Raw genomic sequence first — 17,059 nt, forward strand, 5'->3', positions numbered from 1 at the left:
CCCCGTCATCACCGCGTGGGGGCGGCGCAGTGCGGGAGGGTCGGGCGGTCCTTCGTGCGGACGGCGGGGAGCCAGGCCGTGCCGGGCCGCGACGGGGTGGCCCCGTCGCGCGGCAGGCGGACCCGGAACCAGACGGTGGAGCGCAGGTCCTCCTCGTCGATGATGGGCTGCCCCTGCGGCAGTTGGCATTCCACGTCGAGGACGTCGCCGTGCCACACCCGCGTGGCCACGACGTTGCCGGCGGTGTAGGGCCGCAGCGGGTCGATCGCGAGGCCCAGGCTGCACTGCGCTTCGCGGTCCGCGCGGTCCTGGCAACCACGCTCGGCGTTGAACACCCGTATCCGGGCGGTCTCCCGCTCGCCGCCGTCGCCTCCCGCGTGCGCCCAGAGCGCGGCGCCCGCCGCCGTGCACCCCGCGACGATCAGCAGGGCGGCCCAGCGCAGACGGCGCCGGATGCGGGACCGCCGGGGGTGGGAACGCCCGGTGCCGCTTTCGGCGGCATGGGCCCGGATCCGTTCGAGGAGGCTTTCAGCGGTGTGCGGGGCGCGGGCCGCGTGTGTGGGGGCGAGGCAGTCGGCTGCCAGGACCCGCCAGAACTCCGGGACGGCGCCGTCCGTCCGTAACACCGCCCGGCCCTCGGCGTACTCCTGTACGGCCGCGCCGCGCGCGGTCGGCGTGGCGCCGGGGAAGGGGGAGGCGCCGTGGGCGAACACCTCGTGGATGATGATGCCGAGTGCCCAGATGTCGGCGCTGGGCCGCATCTGGATGCCGCGCTCGGCGAGCGGCTCACGCCACCGCTCGGGCGGAAGGTAGTCCAGGGTTCCCATCGGGGCCGTCCAGCCGTGGGTGCCGGTCAGCTCGATGGCGAAGCCGAAGTCCGCCAGGCGGACTTCGCCGTCCCGGCCGATGAGAATGTTCTCGGGCTTGAGGTCGGCGTGTATCCAGCCGCTGTGGTGCAGGTGGTCCAGGCCCTCGCAGATACCGGTGACCAGCCGTGCGCCCTCGGCCTCGGTCACCGAGGACGCCAGCAGCTCGCGCAGGGTGCACCGGGCCCGCTCCATGACGAGGACGATCGCGCCGTCCAGGGACGGCCGGTCCGGTGCGCTGAGGACCAGGGAGTCCAGGAGCCGCACGAGTCTTGGGTGGCCCGCCTCGCGGCCCAGTTCGAGTTCGCGGCGGGCGGCCTCGGCCACCTGGCGTGCCTGGCGGGGCGCGAGTCCGGCGGTCGGCATGACCTTGAGGGCGACCTCCGGCTCGTCCGGCTCCTCCGGCTCGTCCTCGGGCCGGTCCACGTCCTCCGGCAGGCCGCCCGCGAGGCGCTCCCCGGTCCGGTCCGCCGGCCACCCGGCGTAGACGGTGGCCCAGCCGCCCGCGCCGATCGGTTCGCCGACGGTCCAGGAACCGATCCGGTGGCCTGCGGGCAGGAGTTCCGGCTCGCCGCTGTCCGCCGGAACCGGCTCCCTGCGCACCGTCACCGTCCTACCGTCCGCGCTCGGCCGGCGGGGGTAAAAGGGCGAGATGCTCCTCCCGTACGATCCCGAACTTCAGGGCGAGAGCGACGACGGCCTCGCGCTTGCCGTTGCGGCGGGCCGCGCGGTCCAGGCCGTCCGTGGGCGTCGGGACGCCGATGCGCAGCTTTTCGTCGGCGAGGTAGTCGATGTGCGAACTGACCGCACGGGCCGTGAGCCCCGCGCCGGGCCCGTGGCCGCCGAGCCGCTCGACGACCTGCGGGGTGGTCGGCACGGCGACGGGCGAACGGTCGCGCAGCCACGGCTCGCAGAGCGCGACGAGCACGAGGAAGTACGTGGCGGTCTCGTCCAGCGAGTACGCGGTGAGGGTGCGGCTCTCCCAGGATCCGCCGCCGAGCGGGTGCGGGTCCAGATAGACGTGGTCGGGCGCGAACACCTGGAAGGCGAGCGGGGTTTCGCGGCGGGAGGGCAGCACCACCCGGGAGAACTCGAACGGGATGGGCGCACCGACGCGGCGCGGCGGGACACGCAGATACTCTCCGGCGCCTTCCGGATTCTCCACGAGGTAGCCGTGGGTGGTGCTGAGATTGCTCAGTTGCCAGTGGTCGTCCGTCGCACGGATCTCCCCGGCCAGGCGGGACACCGACTCGTCGGCGAGGCGGAGTTCGACGGGTGTGCGGGCCGAACCGCGGCCGAACCGGACGCGCTCTCCGGGGCCGAGCCGCAGGGTCACCGCTGCGCCGCCGTCCTCCTCCGGTAAGTGGATGACAATCCCGCTCACTGCTCCCCCGTCCCGCCCCCGTTGTCCGACACAGGGAACGGTACCGCCTGCCCACGGCGTTGCACCGCGTGTCATCCGCCACTTCGGCACGCGGCCGTGACCATCGGAACAGGAGCCGCGCGGTACGCGGTGGGGCGGGGTGCGGGCCGGGTCAGGGGGCGACGGCGCGGGTGCCGAAGCCGGTCCAGGGGCGCCAGCTGCCGCTGGGCCGTTCCTGTACGCGGGTGCGGAGGTGGCCGTCCGCGGTGACCGCGAACAGGTGCAGACGGCCGGTGGCATCGGCCGTCGCCGAGGGCGGGGCGGCGAGCACGACACCGGACTCCGTCATGTCCTCGCCCGTCGCCCAGGCGCCGCCGGGGGAAAGCTGCCAGCGGTGGGTGAGCCGCTCGCCACCGGGGGCGAGCGTGATGGCCTCCAGGCGGCCGTCGGCGCTGGGGGCGAGCAGCGGGGCCGCTGCCGACCAGCCGAACAGTGGCTGCCAGTCGTCCCATCCGCCGCTCGGCACCGACTGGCGCCGGTGGAAGGCGGCCACCCCGGAGGGGGCGATCGCGGCGACGGTGAGCCGGCCGCTCCCGTCGCGGCTCACCCGCGGGGCCGCACCGGCCGCCGTGCCGAAGCGGTCCCACGGGGACCAGGCGCCGCCCGGGCTCTGCTGCCAGCGGTGCAGGATCGCCGTACCGCCGCGGGTGAGGACGAACACCTCAAGACGGCCGTCCGCGTTGACGCCGATGACCGGAGGTGCTCCGGCGGGTCCGCCGAATCCCGCGTCCCACGGGTCCCAGGTCGAGGCGCCGGGCGAGGACTGGCGGCGGTGGGCGATCAGGGTGCCGCCCGGGCTGAGGGCGAAGACCTCCAGCGTGCCGTCGGCGTTGCGGGCGACGGAGGGCGCGGCCGCGGCGGGACCGCCGAACTCCTCCCATTCGTTCCAGTCGCCGTCCGGACGCTGCACCCGGTGGTGCAGGTTGACGCCTCCCGGGGCGAGCGAGAACACCTCCAGGCGGCCGTCGGTGTTGCGGCCGAGCGTGGGCGGAGCACCGGCCGGGCCGCCGAACGTCTCCCACTCCGACCAGGTGTCGGCGTCCGGATCGAGCTGGACGCGCCGCAGCATCGAGCGGTCGGCGGCGTCGAGCGCGAAGACGGTCGGGCGGCCGTGGACATCCGGGGCCGCCACCGGGTTCTCGGGGCTCTGCCATACGGGAGGCGTGTCCTGCCAGCGCAGTTGCGCCAGGCCCAGACCGTGCCGGAACCAGCCGGCGGCACTCGCGTACCAGTCCTGCCCGTCGGTGACCGGTTCTACGGCGTGGCCGGGGACGTGGCCCGCGTATCCGTCGAGGGTGAAGCGGAACGGGTCACGGGAGGCCAGCACGTCGGTGCCGTCGTAGCCGCCGCGCGGCCCGATGAACAGGTAGAACCAGCCGTCCCGTTCGACCACGTACGGTGACTCGGTGACCGAGACGCCCATGGCGGCGGTGCTGTCGTCGGTGAAGGCGGTGCCGGGTGCGCTCCAGTGCAGCAGGTCGCCGGAGCGGCGCCAGCACACGAGGTGGTGGCCGTCGGCGGAGAGTTCGGTGTAGTACATGACCCACTCGTCGCCGATCCGTACCACCATGGGGTCGCGCGCCGCCCGGCCCCGGAACAGCGGCCCGGACGGAACGCGGGTCCAGGTGAACAGATCGGTGGACGTGGCCAGGTTGATCGCGGCCCCGGCGCTGCCGCCCGCGGCGTAGAACATCCAGTGGGTTCCCGCGGCCTCGATCACATGGGGTGCCCACAGGTGCTGCTCGCCGTGGTAGGCGGGATCGACGGTCAGCGCGTCGGGGTGGCGGGTCCACGGGCCGTACGGGTCGGGCGCGGAGGCATGGGCGAAGGTGACCTCGGCGGTGCTGTCCGGCGCCTGGCCGGGCGCGGCGCTGTCACCGACGATGCTGAACAGGTGCCAGCGGCCGGCCGCCCGGACAAGGGTGTGGTCGTTGAAGTAGCGGGGCCGACCGGGGGTGGACGGGTCGTGGACGGGAGTGAAGGGGCCGGCGTCGACCCATTGGTGGGGCGGGACGTCGGCGGCTGCGGCTGCGGTACGGGCCGCGAGCGGGAGCACGAGTGCTCCCGCTCCGGCCGCACGCAGCAGGTGCCGCCTGCTGATCGGATGCATGGCTCTTCTCCGGAGGAACCGGTCGGGTCAGTTGACGGCGGGGCCGGAGGTGTTGTTGAGCCAGGCCCATTCGGCCCAGGTCGAGATCCCGGTCTGCCATTTGTGGTAGACGCCGGCCTGGCTCGTTCCGAAGACCTCGATACGGCCGTCGGCGTTGGTGGCGGCGGTGACCTCCGTACCGCCGCCGCCGAAGGAGTCCCACTGGCCGTACGGGGCGTTGACTCCGGTCTGCCACAGGTGCTGGGCGACACTGCCATTGATCGCGAAGACCTCCACCCGGCCGTCGGGTGCGCGTTCGCTGCTGACCTGTGAGTCGGCGGGCCCTCCGGTCGCCTCCCAGCCGGACCAACTGGTCGGATTCGTCTGGTACTTGTGGAACACGCCAGTAGGTCCGGATGCGAAGACTTCCAGACGCCCGTCCTGGTTGTGGTCCACGGTCAGATCACGGCCGCCACCACCGAAGTCGTCCCAGGCGGACCAGCCGCCGTTGACGGCCGTCTGGTACTGGTGCTGGAACACATCACCGTTGATCGCGAAGACTTCCAGGCGCCCGTCGGACGACTTCTCCATCTCGATCCTGCTGTTGGCCGGGCCGCCGCCTGCGGACTCCCACTGCGACCAGCCGCTGTTCGGCGCGCTCTGGTAGCGGTGGAAGACGCCCACCGGACCGGAGGCGAAGACCTCCAGACGACCGTCACCGTTGGCCCCGACCGCGATGTCCCGGCCACCGCCCCCGAAGTTCTCCCACCCGGACCACGCACCGGAAGGCGAAAGCTGATAGCGGTGCTGGAACACGTCGCCGTTGATCGCGAACACTTCGAGGCGCCCGTCGGCGTTCGGACCGATCGCCAGCTCCGCGCCACCGGGTCCGCCCAGGGACTCCCAGTCCGACCAGCCACCGTTGACCCCCACCTGCCAGGCGTGATGGACCCCGTCGGCTCCGGCGGCGAAGACCTCCAGACGACCGTCCGCCGAACGCGCCGACACCACCCGCCCCGACTCCGCCGGATACACCAGCGGCGCGGGCCCGGGTTCGTGGTGGCCCAGACGGTCCACCGCGGCCTGCGCCTCGTCCATGTGCCGCTGGTGGGCGCCCGCGTTGTAGGTGGACCAGGGCTGCCAGTTGGTGCCGCCGGAGGAGATGGTGAACGCCGCGTTCGCGTTGCACTGGGGGTCGAAGGCGCAGGCGTCGTCCACCTCGGGGTGCCAGTAGTCGTTGATCTGCCAGAGGCCGCGGTCGGTGGAGGGGGGCCGGTTGTTCTGGACGTTGGTCGCCGACGGGCTGCAGCTGGATTCGGCGAGGGCGACCGCGACGGCGGTCACCAGGCTCTCGCCCCGGAAACCGGCGTTGTAGCCAACCTGGGCGCACAGATCGCTCGGCGCGGCGTACGCGGGCGAGGCCGAGGCCAGGACGCCCGCCCCGAGGACGAGCGAGGCGAGGGCCGCCAGGATGACGCGATGGGGCGCTCTGTGAGCGCGCTGCACAGTTCTCACCTGCTGTCTCCTCTCAATTGACGGCGGGGCCCGAGGTGTTGTTGAGCCAGCCCCATTCGGACCACGTCGCGAAGCCCGTCTGCCACTTGTGGTAGACGCCGGCCTGGCTCGTCCCGAAGACCTCGATACGGCCGTCCGCGTTGGCCACCGCGGTGACCTCCGTACCGCCGTTGCCGAAGGCGTCCCACTGGCCGTACGGGGCGTTGACACCGGTCTGCCACAGGTGCTGGGCGACACTGCCGTTGATCGCGAAGACCTCCACCCGGCCGTCCGCGGTCCGCTGACTGGTGAGCTGCGAGTCAGCCGGTCCACCGGTCGCCTCCCAGCCGGACCAACTGGTCGGATTCGTCTGGTACTTGTGGAACACTCCGGCGGGCCCGGAGGCGAACACCTCCAGACGCCCGTCCTGGTTGTGGTCCACGGTCACGTCACGGCCGCCACCACCGAAGTCCTCCCACGCTGACCAGCCGCCGTTGACACCGGTCTGGTACTGGTGCTGAAAGACATCACCGTTGATCGCGAAGACTTCCAGGCGCCCGTCGGACGACTTCTCCATCTCGATGCGACTGTTGGCCGGGCCGCCGCCTGCGGACTCCCACTGCGACCAGCCGCCGTTGGGTGCGCTCTGGTAGCGGTGGAAGACACCCACCGGACCGGAGGCGAAGACCTCCAGACGACCGTCACCGTTGGCCCCGACCGCGATGTCCCGGCCACCGCCCCCGAAGTTCTCCCACCCGGACCACGCACCCGAGGGCGAAAGCTGATAGCGGTGCTGGAACACGTCGCCGTTGATCGCGAACACTTCGAGGCGCCCGTCGGCGTTCGGACCGATCGCCAGCTCCGCGCCGCCCGGCCCGCCCAGGGGCTCCCAGTCGGACCAGCCGCTGTTGACCCCGAGCTGCCAGGCGTGGTGAATGCCGTCGGCTCCGGCGGCGAAGACCTCCAGACGACCGTCCGCCGAACGCGCCGACACCACCCGCCCCGACTCCGCCGGATACACCAGCGGCGCGGGATGCGGGCCGGTACCGGGCGTACAGGGCATGTCGATGCCGCGTTCCGCCAGATACGGGATGGGGTCGGTACGTACGCTCGCGCCCGGGTCCGCCCAGACCCGCAGGTGCAGATGCGGCCCGGTGGCCTCGCCCTCGCTGCCCATCAGGGCGATCTGCTGACCGGCCACGACGCGGTCGCCGACCTGGACGTCCCGCTCGTACATGTGACCGTACTCGGTGTTGGTCCCGTCGGGGTGCAGGACGCGGATCCACTGGCCGTAGCCGGGCTCGTATCCCGAGATCGTCACTTCGCCGTCGCCGACGGCGAAGATCGGGGTGCCGCGGTCGTTGGCGATGTCGATGCCGTTGTGTCCCGCACTGTAGTACTGGGAGATGAAGCCGGTGGTCGGGCATGCGCCGACGAAACCGGCGGCCCGGGCGGCGCTCTGCGCGCGGACCTGGGCGGCGGCCGCGGACGGAGCGGTGCCCAGCAGACCCAACAGCAGGGCGGCGAACGCCGCGAGCCCGACGTGCAGCGCACGTCTCGGCGAAGTGGTGCACGACATGGGACGCGCTCCCCTCAGGCCTTGCGCAGGCGGCCGATGATGCCGTCGATGTCGCGCCGCATCAGGTCGTGGCGGATGAAGTGGCCGCCGGGAACCTCGTACGACTCGTGCGGGATCCCGGCCCGGTCGAGCAGACCGCGGAACTCCCGCTGCCCGGCGAGCACCTGGGTCTCGTTGACGGTGTCGAACCAGTTGACCGGGTCGGGACTGGTACCGGCGACGAGGAACACCCGCTTGTTGCGGTAGCTCTCGATCCGCTGGACAGGATTGTCGGCGCTGACCCGGGCCTCGTCCCACAGCGGCGCGCCGTAGATGGTGCCGCCGTTCAGGTCGAGGACCGCGGCGGAGGCATTGGCCCAGTGCACGACGAGGCCGCTGTCACGGCGCAGGCTGGCCGGGCCCGAGTGGGCACTGACGGACGCGAAGTGGCCGTAGTACTTGGCCGCGTATTTGAGCGCGCCGAACCCGCCCATGGAGAATCCGGCGACGGCCCGGCCGTCGTACTCGGCGAAGGTACGGAAGTTGGCCTCGACCCAGGGCAGCAGCTGGTCGATGTGGAAGTGCTCCCAGTTGCGGGGGCCGACGTTGGAGCTGACGGGGTTGGAGTACCAGCCGGCGTGGCCGCCGTCGGGCATGACGACGATGATCGGCTTTCCGGCGGTCCACTCGCGGACGCCCTCGCGGTCGAAGGTGATGAAGTCCTGGTCGGTTCCGCCGCCGTGGAAGAGGTAGAGGACGGGGTAGGTGCGGCCGCTCCAGTGGTAGTCGTCGGGAAGCAGCACGTTGACCCCGGGGTTCCAGCCGATCGCGTCGGTCTGGAACCGGTAGTACCACATCCTCGGGTCGCTCTCGTTGCGGTCCACGATGTGCAGACCGAACCCGTCGTCGGCCGCCGAGGCCGTCGTCGCTGCCGCGAGCACGCCTCCGGCGCCGAGGGCCACGGCGGCGGTGAGCCCGCCGGCGGACTTGAGGATGCTCCTGCGGGTGGGGCGGTGCGCGGTCAACGTGACCTCCTGGGGGAAACGCGGCGGCGGTGGGACCGGCCGCTGTGTGACAGGAGCTTCGGAGGGTAGCGACGCGCTCGCGGCCAGGAGAACCCGGAACCTTACGGACTGACAGGGGCGGTCCGCGTGGGCTAAGGGGTGTCTGAGAGGCCCCGTTGGCCGCGCCCCAGGCTGCCAGGCCGACTCGGGACTCGAACGCGCGACCGGATTCGTGACCGTTTGCGGGATGCGGCCCAGGGCAGGCGTACGTCGTGCTTCGGGCCGGAGGCATGCCCGCGGGACCCGTATGTCCTGGGCGCGTTCTCTTCCGGAATCGCCCCTGCGTACACGAGGTTCTGCGGCGGTCAGCCAGCCAACCGACGTGCGGGAGAGCCGAGCTATGCCCACCACCGTCCGCCGCGGGCGGAACCATGACGACGCCCCCGAGACCACAGCCGCCTTCACCCGCCTGAACGCCCTCGAAGACGGCCCCGAGCACGACGCGCTGCGGGACGACCTCGTCGCCCGGTGGCTTCCGATGTCGGAGCGCCTGGCCGGCAAGTACCGCAACCGCGGGGCGGAGCTCGAAGACCTCTACCAGGTCGCCGCGATGGGGCTGGTCAAAGCCGTCGACCGCTACGAGGTGGCCCGCGGAGCCTTCGAGTCCTACGCCGTCCCGACCATCAACGGCGAGATCAAAAGGCACTTCAGGGATGCCCTGTGGTCCGTCCACGTCCCCCGCCGGGTCCAGGAGTTCCGCAACAAGGTCCGCGTCGCGCGCAGTGAGCTGAAGGCCGCTCAGCCGGGCGAGCCCACCATCGCCGAACTCGCCGCCCGGGCCGGGCTCGACGAGGACCAGGTCCCCGACGGCCTGGAAGCCCTCCAGTCGTTCAAGAGCCTCTCCCTGGAAGCGGAATCCGGCGCCGGTGGCAGCGGCGACGGGGGCGGGGTGTCGCTCGCCGACAGCCTCGGTACGACCGAACGCGGCTTCGCCACCGTCGTCGACCGTGAAGCGGTCAAGCCCGCACTGCGGGCGCTGCCGGAGCGCGAGTCGAGGATCCTCTACATGCGGTTCTTCCAGGACATGACCCAGACCCAGATCGCCGCCGAACTCGGCCTCTCCCAGATGCACGTCTCACGGCTGATCACCCGCACCTGCAGCCGCGTACGCCAACAAGCCCTGGCCGACCACCGCGACGCCGCCTGAGCGCCGCGCGTACGGCCGGTTACGCGGCCACGGGGCTAGGGTCCGGCGCGGGTCAGCTCGCACCTCCCGTCCGCGCACGACCTGCGCAGTCGGCCGGCCGAGACGGTCTCCAGGAGGCCGATCGTCCAGCACATCGGGCAGCCGCGCAGCGCGATCAGGCCGACCGGGGCGAGCAGCAGGCTCATCGGGCCGACGACCGGCAGCAGGGCCAGGGACCCGGCGAGCGCACCGAACCCGATGGCACCTCGGGCCAGATGGCGCGGGACGGAGACGCTGGCGAAGCCGCCGCGCTTCGGCGCCTCGCGTGCGTCGGCGGAAGGGGGCGCGGCGGTGCGTGCCGCCGTGGTCGCGTCATGCTTCATCGTCGGTTCCCCTCGTTCCGGCCAGTGCGTCGCGCAGCTCCTCGCGTACCGCCGAACGGGCCCGGTGCAGGCGGGACTTCATCGCGGCGGTGCTCAGCCCGAGCCGGTCGGCGACGGTCCGGCCGGGCAGGCCCTGGATGTCCCGCATGACCAGCACCTGCCGCTGATCGTCGGGCAGGGCGGCGACGGCGGCCGCGACGCGCTCGGCTTCCAGGCGCAGCAGGACGTCGTCCTCGGCGGACCGCGCGGCGCCGCCGAACGCGACGAGCCGGTCCGGCGTGCCGAACTGGCCGGGCTCCTCGGCCGGTCCCTGGCGCAGCAGTGCGCGAGTGCGGCGCAGACACTCGTTGCGGACGATCCGGAACATCCATGACGCCAGCGCCCCGGAGGCGCGCAGCATGCCGATCTTGCGGTAGAGGATGATCAGCGCTTCCTGGGCTGCGTCCTCGGCGTCCTGGGGCGTGGCGCACAGCGAGTGCGCGAACCGGTGCACATGTGGATAGGAGCCGTACACCAGGGCGGTGAGCGCCTCGACGTCGCCGCGTTGCGCCGCGGCGACGAGCGTCGCGCCGGGCCAGCTGTGCTCAGCCACGCTGACGCCTCCGGCGGCGCAGCAGCGTGACGGTGCACGCGCACAGCAGCAGCGCGGCGGCCGCGGCGGCGATGACGACGGTGGTCATGGGGTCCTCCCGGTGGGGTGCGGGGCGGACTCGGTCGTCCGCATGCCTATGAGAGGCACGGCGGGTCCGGAAGGATTCACCCCTGTCCTCGGCTCGGTGGTTCACGGATCCCATGATCCCGCGTCTGCACGGTCAAGACACCTCATGAGCGAGCCCGGGGAGTGTGGAGCAGCGCTTGGTGGCGGTAGTCGCTGGGGGACGTTCCGGTGGCCGTGCGGAAGGCGCGGGAGAAGCCGTCGGGCTGGGGGTAGCCCCAGCGTGCGGCGATGGTGTGGATGGTGAGGTGCCGCAGGGCCGGGTCGGCCAGGTCGCGGCGGCAGCGGTCGAGCCGTTGCTGCCGGATGAAGGCGCGGGGTGTGGTGCCGTGGTCCTGGAAGATGCGGTGCAGATACCGCAGCGAGAGGTGGTGCGCCGCGGCGATGGCTTCCGGCCCGAGGCCGGGGTCTGACAGATGCTCGGCGATGAAGGCGCTGATCCGCAGGAACAACACCTGCTGGCCGGACGAGGCAGCCGACACCGCAGGGCCGCCGAACGTGGCGTCGCGGTCGAGATGGTGCTCCAGCACGGCCGACAGCAGGTCGACCGCGGTGGCTTCCAGACGGGTGGCGTCCTGGGGTGTGCACTGGGCGTACTCCTCGGCAAGTCCCGCCACGAACTGGCCGAACAGGCGGCCCACGCCCTGCGTCCACGGCAGGGACAGGCCGCACAGCCGCGTGAACTGCTCGCGCGAAAGCCGCAGGAGCTTCTTCGGGAACTGGAAGACGAGATGCCGGCCCGGGGTGTCACCGGCGTAGATGTCGATGGGTTGCGAGCTCTCGCCGAAGCCCATCTCGCCGCGCCTGAGCAGAGATCGCTGCCGACACTGCTCGATACCCAGCTCTCCGCCCGTGACAAGGACGACCCGGTACATCTCCGGGTCCGACTGCCGGACGTGCCGGGGTGTCCGCTGCGCGGTCACGGAGGCGTAGGAGGAGAGGACGGAGATCTGACCGGCGTCCAGGGGCATCATCTCGATCCGCGCTCCGAAGGTTCCTCTCTCAAGGGACGTGACGCGCTGGGGCACCTGCGCCATGGCCATGGCCCCGGCCCACGCCCCCGGCCGCTCACTGACGGGAAACTCGGCGGTGTCGACAACTGTTGAACGCATTCCCATCCCCCACGCACTCCGGCAACACTGATCCACTGGCCCAAAACACCCAGCTAAATACAGCGGCCTTGAGAACCGGCAGTGCGTTCCATGCCAACAAACATGCGCTGGGAGCCAACGACGTCTCCAAATCCCCGCGGCCAGAATGAGGGCGTCTCCGCAGAGGCCATGTCGCACAGGGCGCAAGGCCTTCACCCGCCGGCTGCGGACGAGTTCCGCGAGTCCGGCCGGCAGCGGACGCACCCCCGCAAGCCGGGGCGCGGCGCCCGGCCCCGCTACGGCAGGGCGCTGTCCAGGTCCCGCCGACCCTCGGTCCCCGGAGGGCCAACCCCCACGCGTTCAGGAAGGTTGTCCATGACATACGACGTGCTGCGGGCGTCCAGTGAGGCGCCGTCCGAGCGGGACGAACTCCCCGCTCCCCGTCTCTCCCGGCTGCCCTCCCTGACAGGCCTGCGGTTCCCCGCCGCATTCCTGGTCTTCATCAGCCATGCCACACTGCCCGTCCCCCAGGTGCGTCTGTTCGGGGACGACAAGCTGGCCATGGACCTCAACAGGGCCACGGAGAAGACGGGTGCGCTGGGTGTCGCGTTCTTCTTCGTGCTCAGCGGCTTCGTCCTGACCTGGTCCGCCCGCCCGAACGACACCGCCCGGGCCTTCTGGCGCCGCCGGTTCGCCAAGATCTACCCCAACTACGTGATCACCTGGGGCCTGGCGATGCTCCTCTTCGCCTCCGCCTACACCCCGACCCGCGTCGCGCTCGCCAACCTCTTCATGGTCCATGTGTGGGTACCGGACCTCCAGTACATGCTGAGCGTGGACCTGGCCAACTGGTCGCTGGCCTGCGAGCTGATCTTCTACGCCTCGTTCCCGCTGCTGCACCGCCTGTTCCTGCGCATCAACCCGGCACACCTCAAGTACTGGATCAGCGGACTGCTCACGGCGATCATCCTCACGCCCCTGTTCACCTACCAGGTGCTGCCCGACTCGCCGGCGATCCAACTCAACACCTCGACGTCGGCGGACGCCTCGGTGAAGCAGCTGTGGTTCGCGTACTGCCTCCCGCCGGTGCGTCTGCTCGACTTCGCGCTCGGCATGCTGGTGGCGCACGCGGTCCTCAACGGGCGCTGGCGCAACATCGGCCTCCTGTGGTCCAGCGTCCTCCTGGCCGGCAGCTACTGGCTCGCGCAGGAGTCGGACATGCTCTACGCCCAGCGCGCCACCTCCATCATCCCGATCATCCTGCTCATCGCCGCGGCCGCCATGGCCGACGCCAAGAACGAGTTCACCCTCTTCCGCAACCGCACGATGGTCTGGCTCGGCGAAATATCCTTCGCCTTCTACCTCCTGCACTCCATCGTGCTCATCTACGGCCGCAAACTCCTCGGCCACGACCTCTACTCGGCACCCGTGGCGAGCGCCCTGATAGTCGCGCTGCTCGCGGTGAGCATCCTGACGTCCTGGGCCCTGTACGCACTCGTCGAGCGGCCCATCACCCGCCGCTGGTCGACATCCCGGCGGGCCAAGGCCAGGACGGCCTGACCAGGGCTCTCAGGCCTCATCAGGGCTTCAGTGTGTCGATGAACCGGTACCGTCCGCCTCCGTCGTCGCGGGCCGCGGGCGGGCCGAGTTCGACCAGGGCCATCGGGCGGTCGGACGGTTCTCCGGTGTCCGGAGCGAAGGCGATCTCCCCGCTGACGCCGCGTACCTTGTACGTCCCGTTGGTCTGCCCGAGCAGGTCGAGGACCGTGCTCGCGGTGACCTTCTCCAGGCCGTAGGTGTCCACGGCCCGACGGGCCGCGATGCCGACCGTGTACACCGCGTCGTGGCCCACCATGGCCTGCCCGTTGGTGAGTTCGCCCGCGCTCCCGCCGCGCAGCGCGAGATAGCGGCGCCGGAAGTCGGGGAACGGGCCGCGTTCCTGGCCCCCGTACATCCGCGCGGAGGCATCGGGGTGGGCGTACGCGGTGTAGTACGCCCGCAGCCCGCTGGCCTTCCAGCGTCTGCCCAGCTCATCGAGCTCGGCCGTATCCGTCCGGCCGCTGGTGCCGAAGTACACGCCCACGGCGCTCGACCCCGAGAGCACGGTCACCGGGCAGCTGCGCCGGTTCTCACCCGCTGCCTCCACGAAGCTGCGCAACTCCCGTCCCCGCCCGGCGAAGTAGACGCCGTCCGGGGTGGCGCCGGTGACGCAGATCTTCTCGGCGACCACCCGGAGCACATTGCCGCTGCCCGGCGCCGCACCCGAGGTGAAGGGAACCACCGTCTCGACCTTGAGGCCGATGCGCCGGGCGGCGGTCATGAACCCGGAGTACAGCGAGGCGTTGTAGATGTCGCCCGCCTTGTTGTCCTTGACGACCTGGAGCCGGTATCCGGGCCGTTTGTCCTGCTGCTCCTTGAAGTAGCGCGCCGCTGCCGAGGCCTGCTCCCCGGCGGGGAAGGACACCCGGAAGAACCCGGGCGAAGGCGACCTCATCTCGTCCCCGGCGACCGTCGCGCCCACGATCGGCACCCCTGCGGCACGCAGCTTGTCGACCGCGGCGAGCGTACGGGCGTTGCTCTGCCCGATCCCCGCGACGGCCACCAGGTGCTCCTCGTCCTTCATCTTCAGGAGCTGGTCGACCACTTCACCGGCATACGCGTCGTTACGGCCGGTGTTGGCGAGCAGCAGGCGTACGCGGGGCAGGGTGCCGCGCTCTTCGTTGATCTCCTGTTGGGCGATGAGCGCACCGGTGACCGACTGGCGGGTGCCCTCCGGGCCCCGGTCCTCGGTACCGCCGGACATCGACTCCAGGTAGGCGATGGTCACCGACCTCTCGTGGGACTTCTCGACCTTTCGGTTCTCGTCGCGGATCCTCGCGCTGAGGTCGCCGACGGCGGGGAAGGCGAAGGAGCCGTCGGTCACCCCGACACACTCCCCGCCGGTCTTCTTGGCGACGCCCCGCGCGCAGTCCGTCTCGGGCTCGCAGGCCCTGACGAGTACGAGGGTGAGCAGCGCCACGAGCACGACGCCGAGCGCCGACCACAGCACCTTACGACTGGGCGGTCTCGGCAGGGTGATCGATGTGGTCATCGCCAGGGCTCCTCGGTGTACTGCTGCGCCTTGTCCTGCAGCACGTTCGCCCAGGAGACGCGCTGAGTGTGGGCTGCGGCGAGTGTGTGGAAGCGGGCGTACACCTCGGGGTAGAGCAAGGCGTACGGATCGCCGAGCGGGTCCCGGTAGGGGTCCCCGATCAGGTCGGTGGCCGGATCCTCACCGGGCTCCGGGGCGATCCAGCTCGCGGCGAGGAGACGGGTGACGGTACGCAGCCGGGGCGCCGTGTCGTCGCGCAGGTGCCGTACCAGGGCCTCGTACCGCTCCCAGGGATCGCTGCCCGCGCCGCTGACGGAACGCGGGAGCGGTGCCCGGCGCATCCGGCACAGTTGGGCACACCACTGCTCGGGGGTGTCCTGCTCGAAGGCCCTGTCCAGGTGGGCCGCGGCCGCGGACAGGTCGCCGCGGGCCAGGTCGTGGTAGGCCGCCAGGTCCGACTCGCCCCGCGCCTCGGCCTCCGCGCGCAGCCCGGCATACAGCGCGGCCGGGTCCTCCAGGGTGTTCAGGAGCAGGCGGCGCAGGAGGGGATGCGGGGTGCCCGGGGGGCCGTCGGCGAGCGGAGCGCCGGTATCGATGTGCATGGTGCGCAGCCGGTCCCTGGTGAACGCGTGGAACTCCTGGCCGAGATGGGCCCTGGCCTCGGTCTCGTCCTGCAACCAGTGGGCGACGGCGGCCTGGGCGAGGTCCGGCGCGGCAGCGGCCCTGGCCAGTGCGCCGCGCAGCCCCTGCGGCGGGTCGATGGGCAGCAGCCGGTCCAGGAGGGCGGTACTGAATTCGCCCGACGGCGCGAGTATGCGGCGCAGCCGCTCCTCCCAGGGCTCCATGGGCTCGCCCGCGTGCAGCGCGGTCAGGATCCGGGCGGTCGCTTCGGGCTGCCCGCGGGTGATCTCGTACACCGCCCAGCCGAGCCACCGTGCCCCCGCATGGCTCCGGGGCGGGGGCGCGGTGGCCGACTGGAAGACGTCCTTGGCCTGCTGCTCCACCTCGCCGCGCGTCAAGTCGCGCAGTCGGCCGACGCGCAGACCCGCCGTCACCTCCTGCGGGGCGAAGGCCGTGCCCGGCGGCCACGGGCCCGGGTAGCCGTCGGCCGCGTACTGCCAGCCGAAGTCGACGTCCTGGAGCGCCTTCGGATAGCTGCCCGCCATGGCGAGGACGACCAGCGGGTCGTGGTCGGTGACCCGGCGCTCCTGGACGAGCAGACGTAGTATCTCGCCGCCGAGCTTGTTGTCGGCGTTGTCCAGCAGGACCAGACAGCGCACCGCCCAGCCCTTCCTGCTGTAGCAGCGCCGTAGTTCCTGGAGGAAGAGCCCGCAGATGATGCGCTCGGTGGTGGCGCGGTCCTCCGGGGCGGAGCCGTGGTAGGCGTGGTTGAGCTCGACGAGGATGTCGAGGGCCGAGGCGACGGCGGAGGCCCGCCGGATCCTGGAGAGCCGACGGAGCATCTGGCCGTGCCGCAGCACGCGTTCGATGGTCGGCAGCACCCGGAAGAGTTCGGTGAACGGGGACGGCAGCCCGGCCATGGCCCCGGCCGCCTGCCCGACCTGGATGATGTGCGGCAGCCAGTGGGACGGCGGCCCGGACAGCTCCTGGCTCAGCTGCCGACGGGCCACCGCCCGGTCCTGGGGGTCGAGTTCGAGCGCGAGCGCCGCACACATCAGGTGGAAGGCGGGCAGCGAGATACGCGGCACATGCTTTTTGCGCGGCTCCAGGCCGTACGCGATCGCTTGCAGCACATCGACGGGCCGCTGCTCGTGGCGGGCCAGGTCGGCCAGGTCGAGTCGGACCACCGGCCCGACCTCCGCCCAGGTGCCGAGCGCCCGCAGCAGGGTCGTCTTACCGCTGCCACGCGGGCCCAGCAGCAGCGTGACCGGGTGCTGCTCGGCCCCCCGGCCGCCCTCGCCCGGCAACATCAGCGACTCGACATGGCTCTGCACCAACCGGTCCCGCTCGGACTGCCCCGCCCACTCCCGCGGCATCGGCCCCCCTACCCCACGGTTCGGTGTCACTACGGTGTGACACCGGCGAAGGATCAATATCCCTGGGGTGTATGGGGGTTGCAAGCACTGTGGGGAATTCCGGACGAAGCCGGGACATGCGGTCCCGGCACAGGGCCTGCTCGTGCCGGAACCACGCCGCAT

Annotated in this window: 13 protein-coding genes; 2 read left to right on the forward strand and 11 right to left on the reverse strand. The window is 71.6% G+C overall.

Annotation, left to right across the window (positions count from 1 at the left end; genetic code table 11):
* Positions 1-8: 8 nt before the first annotated feature.
* The 6 genes from A8W25_RS25260 to A8W25_RS25285 all read right to left on the reverse strand — a co-directional run bounded on the left by A8W25_RS25260 (position 9) and on the right by A8W25_RS25285 (position 8,455).
* Complete coding sequence (locus A8W25_RS25260) at positions 9-1,475, reverse strand: serine/threonine-protein kinase (RefSeq protein WP_234386570.1); 1,467 nt, start codon at positions 1,473-1,475, stop codon at positions 9-11.
* Between the two features lie 4 nt (positions 1,476-1,479).
* Entirely contained in the window at positions 1,480-2,250 is a 771-nt protein-coding gene (locus A8W25_RS25265; protein ID WP_199831826.1) for a serine/threonine protein kinase, read from the reverse strand.
* Positions 2,251-2,401: 151 nt separating this feature from the next.
* Positions 2,402-4,399, reverse strand: a complete 1,998-nt coding sequence (locus tag A8W25_RS25270; protein ID WP_067165339.1) for a family 43 glycosylhydrolase — start codon at positions 4,397-4,399, stop codon at positions 2,402-2,404.
* A 27-nt stretch (positions 4,400-4,426) separates the two neighbouring features.
* A complete protein-coding gene (locus tag A8W25_RS25275) occupies positions 4,427-5,893 on the reverse strand; it encodes a transglycosylase SLT domain-containing protein (RefSeq protein WP_234386571.1) in 1,467 nt (488 codons plus the stop codon).
* A gap of 13 nt (positions 5,894-5,906) precedes the next feature.
* The gene (locus A8W25_RS25280; RefSeq protein ID WP_067165342.1) at positions 5,907-7,451 is read right to left on the reverse strand and encodes a peptidoglycan DD-metalloendopeptidase family protein; all 1,545 of its coding nucleotides are present in this window, start codon (positions 7,449-7,451) and stop codon (positions 5,907-5,909) included.
* Between the two features lie 14 nt (positions 7,452-7,465).
* Positions 7,466-8,455, reverse strand: a complete 990-nt coding sequence (locus A8W25_RS25285; protein ID WP_067165343.1) for an alpha/beta hydrolase — start codon at positions 8,453-8,455, stop codon at positions 7,466-7,468.
* A 379-nt stretch (positions 8,456-8,834) separates the two neighbouring features.
* Between A8W25_RS25285 and A8W25_RS25290 the strand changes: the two genes are divergently transcribed.
* Positions 8,835-9,641, forward strand: coding sequence for a SigB/SigF/SigG family RNA polymerase sigma factor (locus A8W25_RS25290; protein ID WP_067165346.1), 807 nt, complete (start codon positions 8,835-8,837; stop codon positions 9,639-9,641).
* A gap of 35 nt (positions 9,642-9,676) precedes the next feature.
* On the opposite strand, the gene A8W25_RS25295 is transcribed toward A8W25_RS25290, so the two are convergent.
* From A8W25_RS25295 to A8W25_RS25305, 3 genes are all read right to left on the reverse strand, one after another.
* Positions 9,677-10,003 carry a hypothetical protein gene (locus A8W25_RS25295; protein WP_234386572.1) on the reverse strand — a complete coding sequence of 109 codons (327 nt, stop codon included), beginning with the start codon at positions 10,001-10,003 and terminating at the stop codon, positions 9,677-9,679.
* Positions 9,993-10,595, reverse strand: coding sequence for an RNA polymerase sigma factor (locus A8W25_RS25300; protein ID WP_067165348.1), 603 nt, complete (start codon positions 10,593-10,595; stop codon positions 9,993-9,995). The genes A8W25_RS25295 and A8W25_RS25300 overlap by 11 nt, the downstream gene beginning before the upstream one ends.
* Before the next feature lie 230 nt (positions 10,596-10,825).
* Positions 10,826-11,830: a helix-turn-helix domain-containing protein gene (locus A8W25_RS25305; RefSeq protein WP_067165351.1), complete on the reverse strand. Its 1,005-nt coding sequence runs from the start codon at positions 11,828-11,830 to the stop codon at positions 10,826-10,828.
* Between the two features lie 354 nt (positions 11,831-12,184).
* On the opposite strand from A8W25_RS25305, the gene A8W25_RS25310 reads away from it, so the two are divergent.
* Positions 12,185-13,369 carry an acyltransferase family protein gene (locus tag A8W25_RS25310; RefSeq protein WP_067165353.1) on the forward strand — a complete coding sequence of 395 codons (1,185 nt, stop codon included), beginning with the start codon at positions 12,185-12,187 and terminating at the stop codon, positions 13,367-13,369.
* Between the two features lie 19 nt (positions 13,370-13,388).
* Here A8W25_RS25310 and A8W25_RS25315 read toward each other — a convergent pair whose 3' ends face one another.
* Entirely contained in the window at positions 13,389-14,900 is a 1,512-nt protein-coding gene (locus A8W25_RS25315; protein WP_067165356.1) for an ABC transporter substrate-binding protein, read from the reverse strand.
* A complete protein-coding gene (locus tag A8W25_RS25320; protein WP_067165358.1) occupies positions 14,897-16,897 on the reverse strand; it encodes an ATP-binding protein in 2,001 nt (666 codons plus the stop codon). Before A8W25_RS25320 ends, A8W25_RS25315 begins: the two co-directional genes overlap by 4 nt.
* Positions 16,898-17,059 lie beyond the last annotated feature (162 nt).

The sequence above is a fragment of the Streptomyces sp. ERV7 genome (assembly GCF_001653515.1).
GTDB lineage: Bacteria > Actinomycetota > Actinomycetes > Streptomycetales > Streptomycetaceae > Streptomyces.